The 6,809-nt window shown below is 73.1% G+C and carries 5 protein-coding genes; 1 reads left to right on the top strand and 4 read right to left on the bottom strand.

Going from position 1 to position 6,809, the window contains the following annotated elements:
- The 3 genes from G3I54_RS39405 to G3I54_RS11245 form a co-directional block, all read right to left on the bottom strand.
- A partial coding sequence (locus G3I54_RS39405; RefSeq protein ID WP_343240311.1) for a hypothetical protein occupies positions 1 to 181 on the bottom strand: 181 nt, incomplete at its 3' end.
- A 354-nt stretch (positions 182 to 535) separates the two neighbouring features.
- Positions 536 to 1,222, bottom strand: a complete 687-nt coding sequence (locus tag G3I54_RS11250) for a DUF402 domain-containing protein (RefSeq protein ID WP_164613630.1) — start codon at positions 1,220 to 1,222, stop codon at positions 536 to 538.
- Between the two features lie 79 nt (positions 1,223 to 1,301).
- The gene (locus tag G3I54_RS11245; protein ID WP_164613628.1) at positions 1,302 to 2,717 is read right to left on the bottom strand and encodes a class II fumarate hydratase; all 1,416 of its coding nucleotides are present in this window, start codon (positions 2,715 to 2,717) and stop codon (positions 1,302 to 1,304) included.
- A gap of 205 nt (positions 2,718 to 2,922) precedes the next feature.
- Between G3I54_RS11245 and G3I54_RS11240 the strand changes: the two genes are divergently transcribed.
- Complete coding sequence (locus tag G3I54_RS11240; RefSeq protein ID WP_239144331.1) at positions 2,923 to 4,377, top strand: ricin-type beta-trefoil lectin domain protein; 1,455 nt, start codon at positions 2,923 to 2,925, stop codon at positions 4,375 to 4,377.
- Between the two features lie 48 nt (positions 4,378 to 4,425).
- On the opposite strand, the gene G3I54_RS11235 is transcribed toward G3I54_RS11240, so the two are convergent.
- Positions 4,426 to 6,809: amino acid adenylation domain-containing protein (locus tag G3I54_RS11235; RefSeq protein ID WP_164613624.1), on the bottom strand; the 2,384-nt coding region annotated here is incomplete at its 5' end.

Raw genomic sequence — 6,809 nt, 5'->3', positions numbered from 1 at the left:
CTGGACCCGGGTTCGGCGCGGCGGCCGGAGCCGGTACCCCGGCAGCGGCGGCCGCGGCCGCGGCGTCCTGCTGCCGGGGCCGGGTGCGCTCCTGCTGCCGGGCCGCCAGCGGCTGCCGGCCTTCGTGGGAGGTGGGGTGCTCCGTCACGCGTGGGATTCCGTCCGTCCGGGCCGGTTGTATGAGGCAGTCACCTCGTGTTGGGGCGCTACTGTGCCCCGGCAAGCGCGGGAAGAACAACGGCTGTCACCGGATGCCCCCGATGAAGGGGCCGAAACCGAGCGCCGCGGAGATGGCCGACAGGCGATCCCTCCGGCGGCGGACGCGGTGAGCGGGCAGCGGACAGCGTGCACGTCTCCACCCCCTCGTAGTGGCTCCCGCGACCGAGCGGAACGGCCGGGTCCGTGGCCCGTCGCTCCGCACGACCGGTGTGATGACTTGTGGTCAGTTCCGGTGTGGTGCCCGCTGGTTGCGGCGATCAGCCCGCCGTGCGACCGGACCTGCCGACCGGACCGCCCGAGGGGTCTCTCCAGGGTCTCACGACGGCATACGGGCAGGGGTGCGGTCCCAGTCATCCGGCAGCGGCGGCACCTGCCACCGCGGATCGGGCCGCCAGTGCTCCCAGCCGTCCCGGAACGGCGGCCCCCAACCGGTGATCACCTCGACCGCCGCCAGGCCCGCCTGCCGGACCCGCCGCGCGGTCCTCCGGTCCATCAGACCGACGTGCTGCGCCTGCGCGAACTCGTCCTCGTCGAGCCATTTCCAGCTCCGGTCGGGGTTCACGGAGATGTCGAGAAAGTGATCCTCGGAATCCACCCCTCCGGACCACCGGGTGCGGGGCTCCTCCAGGTTCACGTACCAGTTGCGGAACATCCAGCCCCGGTCCCAGAACAGCCACACCGACCACGGGTCGCCCGGCCGGGCCAGCTTCAGCACCCCGGAGCCGAACCACGTCGAGCGGGCCGTGGTGCGCGGCGCGGTGTAGCGGGTGGCCAGCGGCTCGGCGTGCACCTGGGTGCCGTCGGCCAGCACCGGCCGCACGCATTCGGTGCCGGGCGCCATCCAGACGGCGAGCAGCTCGTCGGTGTCCTGGACGACGGTCACCGGACGGCAGATGTGCACGGGCGGGGCGCCGGCCGTCCGGTGGGCCCGGCCGTTGTCGCGGTAGCGCCAGAGGATCTGATCCCCCGGCGCCCAGCGTGCGTGCTCTCCCGTACCTGTCATGGAGAGATCTTACGGAGCGCTCCCACCGGCCCGCTGCGACTCAGATCACCCGGATCTCAGCAGGCGCCCCGCCCGACGTTCACGGACGCGTCATCCGCAGTACGTCCAGCGCCTCGTCGAGCTGCTCCAGCGTCAGATCGCCGCGCTCCACATAGCCCGAGGCCAGGACCGTCTCGCGGATCGTGGCGCCGTCCTTCAGCGACTTCTTGGCGACCTTCGCCGCCTCCTCGTAGCCGATGTACTTGTTGAGCGGGGTCACCACGGACGGCGAGGACTCGGCGTAGGCGCGGGCCCGCTCCACGTCGGCGGTGATGCCGTCGACCGTGCGGTCCGCGAGCAGCCGGGAGGCGTTGGCCAGCAGCCGCACGGACTCCAGCAGGTTCTTCGCGATGACCGGGAGCATCACGTTCAGCTCGAAGTTGCCCGCCGCGCCGGCCGTGGCGACCGTCGCGTCGTTGCCGGTGACCTGGGCCGCGACCATCAGGACCGCCTCGGGGATCACCGGGTTGACCTTGCCCGGCATGATCGACGAGCCGGGCTGGAGGTCGGGCAGCGCGATCTCGGCGAGACCGGTGCGCGGGCCCGAGGCCATCCACCGCAGATCGTTGGAGATCTTGGTCAGCGAGACGGCGATGGTCCGCAACTGGCCGGAAGTCTCCACCAGACCGTCCCGTGCGCCCTGCGCCTCGAAGTGGTCGCGGGCCTCGGTCAGCGGCAGCCCGGTGGCCTCCGCGACCTCCGCGATCACGGCCGCGGAGAAGCCGGGCGGGGTGTTGATGCCGGTGCCCACCGCCGTACCGCCCAGGGGCAGTTCGGCGAGCCGGGGCAGCGAGGCGCGCAGCCGCTCCACGCCGTAGCGGATCTGCGCCGCGTAGCCGCCGAACTCCTGGCCGAGGGTGACCGGGGTGGCGTCCATCAGATGCGTACGGCCGGACTTCACGACCTCCGCGAATTCGGCTGATTTCCGCCCCAGGGATTCCGCCAGGTGGTCCAGGGCGGGGATCAGGTCGGCGGTGACGGCGGCGGTGGCCGCGATGTGGATGGAGGACGGGAAGACGTCGTTGGAGGACTGGGAGGCGTTCACATGGTCGTTGGGGTGGACCTCGCGGCCGAGGCGCTCGGTGGCGAGGGTGGCGATCACCTCGTTGGTGTTCATGTTCGACGAGGTGCCGGAACCCGTCTGGAACACGTCGACCGGGAAGTGCTCGTCCCAGCGGCCCGACGCCACCTCGGCGGCGGCCTCCTGGATCGCGGCGGCGATGTCCGGATCGAGCACCTTCAGCTCGGCGTTGACCTTGGCGGCCGCGCCCTTGATCCGGGCCAGCGCCTCGATGTGCGCGCGCTCCAGCCGCTGCCCGCTGACGGGGAAGTTCTCCACCGCCCGCTGGGTCTGCGCGCGCCACTTGGCGTGCGCGGGCACCCGCACCTCACCCATCGAGTCGTGCTCGATCCGGAACTCGCCGCCGCCCGACGTGGCATCTGATGTGTCGCCCATGGTGTTTAAACCTCCTGAAAAAGATGAGCACTTGTCTTGTTCTACGTATTCCCAAGTCGCCTACCGGCCAGTAAATACCGGGGGTAACCACTTACCGGGAGGCGCAATGAGGCGCACCAGCACCAGACTTCGAGGGCTCCGAAGCCTTCGCCTGCTCCGCTGTACGGTCGCCGGCGCCGTCGCTCTCGCGGCAGCCGTCGGCACAATGGCCGCCGCCGGACCCGCGGGCGCGACGGAGTCGGGTACCAGCTCTATCGCATCCACCCCTCTCCCGCCCGCACTGGAAGCCGTCCGGGCCGCCGAGGCCACCCAGCTGTACGGGAGCCCCGCCGAGCGGCCGCTCGGCGACCGCAAGACCGGGCTGATCTCGCTCGGCGACAGCGAGATCTCCGGCGAGGGCGTCGGCACCTACGACCCCGGCACCAACGGGCCGGACAACTGGTGCCACCGCTCACCGGACGCCGCCATCCACCGCACGGGCATCGCGGCGGACGTCACGTACAACGTCTCGTGCTCCGGCGCCTATACCGGGAACATCAAAATCGGCGGAAACAAGCAGTACGCCGACGAGCTCGTGCAGAGCGACAGCCTCGCGATCAAGGCCCGCAACACCCGGATCAAGATGATCGTCCTGGTCGCCGGGGCCAACGACGACCTCCAGTTCGGCCCGGTCATGACCGACTGCGTGGTCCGCTACATCAGCCTCCAGGGCCCCTGCGAGCCGAAGTACGCGGGCGGCTGGCAGGCCCGGGTCGACGCGCTGGTCCCCAAGGTCGAGCAGACCGTCCGCGACCTGCGCACCGTCATGACGGACGCCGGATACGCGAACGACGACTACAAGCTCGTCCTGATGGGCTACCCGAGCCCGATCGGCCCGGACTTCTACGACAACCCGAAGTTCCCGGGCAAGCTGATCTGCGGCGGACTCGGCTACGACTCCGACACCGTCTGGGGCCGCAACACCGCCGTGCCCGCCTTCCAGGTCGGCATGCGCAAGGCCGCCACCGCCACCGGGGCCACCTACCTCGACAACTCGCGGCTCTTCCACGGCCACGAGGTCTGCACCGAGAGCGCCTGGGCCCGCGGCCTCTACATCGACCTGAGCAAGCCCGGCCTGCCCGACGAGAACTCCGTCCGGCAGTCCTTCCACCCCAACGCGGCCGGCCACCGGGCCTTCGCCTCCTGCCTCACCCAGCTGTACGACTCCGGGCTGCGCGAGGCGAGCTGCGCCGACCCGGCGAGCACGGGGAACCCGGTGCTGACGGGAACGGCCTGGGACGACCTGTTCACCCCGCTGAAGAACGAGGCGACCGGCTCCTGTGTGGACGTGCCCGCCTCGGTCACCCGTAACGGCACGGCCATCGGCGGCTGGGACTGCCACGGCGGACGCAACCAGAACTGGTGGTACGACGCCGGTACGCAGACCGCCCGCACCGCGCTCAGCCACGACCGCTGCCTGGACGTGTCCGGCGCCAAGTACAACCCGGGCGCCACGCTCATCGTGTGGGACTGCTCGGGCGCGGCCAACCAGAAGTTCGTCCGGCAGGCGGGCACCATCCGCCCGGCCGCCGCGACCGGACTGTGCCTGACGCTGGCGGGGGCCAAGGACCCGCTCAGGCTCCAGACGTGCGACGGCGGCGCCAACCAGCGCTTCGCGTAAGCACGGTGTGCGAGGGGGCGACCGCGGTGAACCCCGGTCGCCCCCTCGTCACGTCTCCAGGGCCAGTGCCTCGGACAGCGCCCCCAGCGTAGGCGTCAGATACAGCTGACGCAGCGGAACCTCGGGCAGCCCACGCTCCCGGGCGAGCGTGCCGATGCGGATCGCGTACAGCGAATTGCCGCCCAGGTCCCAGAAGTCGTCGTCAGGGCCGACCGCCTCGACGCCGAGCACATCACGCCAGATGGCGGCGAGAGCGGCGGCCGGACCGGCCTCGCGGGACGCTTCGCGCGCCGCCGCCGCGGCCGGTCCCGGGGGCCGGCGGGTTCCGGGCGCGGGCAGCCGGGCCGGGTCCAGCTTTCCGTTCGCGGTGAGGGGGAGGGCCGGCAGGAACGTCACCGTCGCGGGCACCATGTGCGCGGGCAGCAGCCGCGCCGCCCGCTCCCGTACGGGGCCGGGGTCCTCGCCCGCCCCCGGGGCCGGGACCGCGTACGCGTCGATCCGCACCGCCGCCGCGTCCCCGCCCTCGCCGCCGGTCACGGTGACCGCCGCCGCCGACACCGCCGGGTCCTCCAGCAGCACGTGCCGGATCTCGCCCGGCTCGATCCGGAAGCCCCGCACCTTCACCTGGTCATCGATCCGGCCCAGGTGCTCCAGCGTCCCGTCGGGCAGCAGCCGCCCCAGGTCGCCGCTGCGGTAGAGCCGCCGCCCCGCCGGGTCCAGGAGGTCCGGGACGAAGCGTTCGGCGGTCAGGGCGGGCCGGTTCAGATAACCGAGCACCACCCCCGCCCCGCCCACATGGATCTCCCCGGGCACCCCCGGCGGCACCGGCCGCCCGTACGCGTCCAGCACCCGGACCGACCAGCCGGGCAGGGCCCGCCCCACCGACCGGGACCCGGCGAGCGCCTCGCGGCGGGTCACGGTGGCCGCCGTGACATGGACGGTGGTCTCGGTGATCCCGTACATGTTGACCAGCCGGCAGCGGTCCTCCGGGTGCCGGTCGAACCAGTCCAGCAGCGGGCGGGCGTCCAGGGGTTCGCCGCCCAGCACCACCAGCCGCAGCGCGGTCAGCCCGCCGCCCGTCCGGTCGGCCGCCGCGAGCTGCGTGAACGCGGAGGGGGTCTGGCTCAGCACGCTCACCCGCTCCCGTACCAGCAGGGCGTGGAAGTCCTCCGGCGAGCGTGTGGTCCAGTGGTCCACGACCACCAGCCGGCCGCCTGTCAGCAGCGCGCCCCAGATCTCCCACACCGAGAAGTCGAACGCCGCCGAGTGGAAGCACGTCCAGGTGTCGTCGGGCGAGAGGCCGAAGTCGTCGTGGACGGCGTCGACCAGGGCCGTGACATTGGCGTGCGGCACGAGGACCCCTTTGGGGCGGCCGGTCGAGCCCGAGGTGTGGATGACGTAGGCGGGGGCCTCGGCCGCCTGCCGTGGCGCGGCGGGGCGGGGCGGGTGGCCGATGAGGCGGGCCGGATCCTCGACCGTCAGCCGGACCCCCGCGTCCCGCGCGGTGCGCTCCCGCCGTTCCGCCGGATGCTCCGGATCGAGCGGTACGTGGACCGCGCCCGCCTTGAGCACGGCGAGCATCGCCGCCACCAGGTCCGTCGAGCGCGGCAGGCAGAGGCCGACGAGATCGCCGGGGCGCACCCCGTGGGCGTACAGCCCGTCCGCCAACACCTCGGCCCGAGCGTCGAGTTCGGCGTACGAGAGGGTGGCGGCGCCGACGGTGAGCGCGGGGGCGTCCGGGCGGGCGGCGACCTGGGCGGCGAAGGCGTCGTCGATGCGGCGGGGGGCCGGGGCCTTCGGCGTCGCCCCCAGGGCCAGTTGTTCCGCCGACTCGGCCTCGGTGAGCGGATCCAGGTGGCAGAGAGGCGTGTTGGGCGGACTGTCCTGCAACTGCCGCCGTATCCGCTCCACTTGATGCGCCGGTACGGGGAGGGCGTCCGGGGCGGTCGGCAGGGTGGCGGGCCCGGCCCCGGTGCCTGCCGTCAGCTCCAGCGCGGGTGGCTCTTCCTTCTCGGCCGGGGCGACCGGCTCGGTGGCCAGCAGCTCCGCGACCGTACGGCCGGGCGACAGGTCCGCCGCGAACACCGCGTACCCGTCGAGCGCCCCCAGCGCGTACGGCGGCCGGTTCAGGGCCGGTACGGGGACGGCGACGCGCACCGAGGCCGCGCCCGTGTACCGGCCGACGGTGACCGCGAGCGCCGAGGCGAGCCGCCGGGTTTCCTCGTCCAGGCGCAGGTCCGGGGCGAGCGGCCCGTCCAGCGGCGTCACCGCGTCCGCCGCGAGTCCGCCGCGCAGCACCCGGGCGACGAGCCGCAGCGAACGGGCGTCCAGCGCGGAGGCGGCGGCGGTCAGGACGAGGTCGGGGCCCGCGGCCGTCTGCGCCGTCCGTCCGTCGGCGTACCGCAGCAGCACCGCGCGCAGCCGGTGGCCCG

The organism is Streptomyces sp. SID14515 (assembly GCF_010548505.1).
GTDB lineage: Bacteria > Actinomycetota > Actinomycetes > Streptomycetales > Streptomycetaceae > Streptomyces > Streptomyces caviscabies.
Note: the sequence above shows the minus strand (reverse complement) of the source record. Positions and strands in the feature narration are given on the sequence as shown.

Coding starts and splice junctions, on each gene's coding strand:
- G3I54_RS11245 (WP_164613628.1), bottom strand. CDS start 2,717: ATGGGCGACACATCAGATGCCACGTCGGGCGGCGGCGAGTTCCGGATC.
- G3I54_RS11240 (WP_239144331.1), top strand. CDS start 2,923: ATGGCCGCCGCCGGACCCGCGGGCGCGACGGAGTCGGGTACCAGCTCT.
- G3I54_RS11250 (WP_164613630.1), bottom strand. CDS start 1,222: ATGACAGGTACGGGAGAGCACGCACGCTGGGCGCCGGGGGATCAGATC.